The sequence below is a fragment of the Dellaglioa sp. CoH-57-MRSF-22 genome, assembly GCF_056781895.1.
Genome location: NZ_JBXAXT010000057.1, coordinates 1 through 546 on the forward strand (window position 1 = coordinate 1; position 546 = coordinate 546).

Annotated in this window: 1 protein-coding gene; it reads left to right on the top strand. The window is 47.3% G+C overall.

The features are described from left to right. Positions 1 to 525: MmcB family DNA repair protein (locus AC1RPR_RS08115; protein ID WP_481763455.1), on the top strand; the 525-nt coding region annotated here is incomplete at its 5' end. Between the last annotated feature and the right edge of the window lie 21 nt (positions 526 to 546).

Genomic DNA, 546 nt, shown 5'->3' on the forward strand with positions numbered 1-546 from the left:
CATAGCAACGAAGGACTTTTGGTGGCTAAGAAAACGACATTGACCCGGGCCGAGATCGCGACGCTGATTAAACAACATGTCGCAAATTACTGGCGTGAAAAGATGTATGCGGTCAGCGCCGAAGTCGGTCTCAATAAAGGCGGTTCTCTACGTGCCGACATAATGGCGGTGCACGTCAAAAACGAAATCGTCATGGTAGAAGTCAAATCCTCATGGGCTGACTTCAAAGTCGATAATGACAAAGGCAAGTGGCGGAAGTATCTGCCATTTTGCAATCGCATGTACTTTGCATGCGGTGCTGCCACGTATGAAAAAATTAAACCCCGCCTCCCACCGGAGGTCGGGGTATTTGTCGTTCGGTACTTCAAAGACAAGAAATACAACATTCCCAGAACGACTATACGAATGGTTAAGAGTGCTACGTATCGCGAAATTGATCCCGCGATCATGGCAAATGTGGCTATTCGCATGGCCTATCGTGGTGCCGATATGACACGATTCAAAATGAACAAACGCATTCAGTAAGGACAACACAATGTACACACG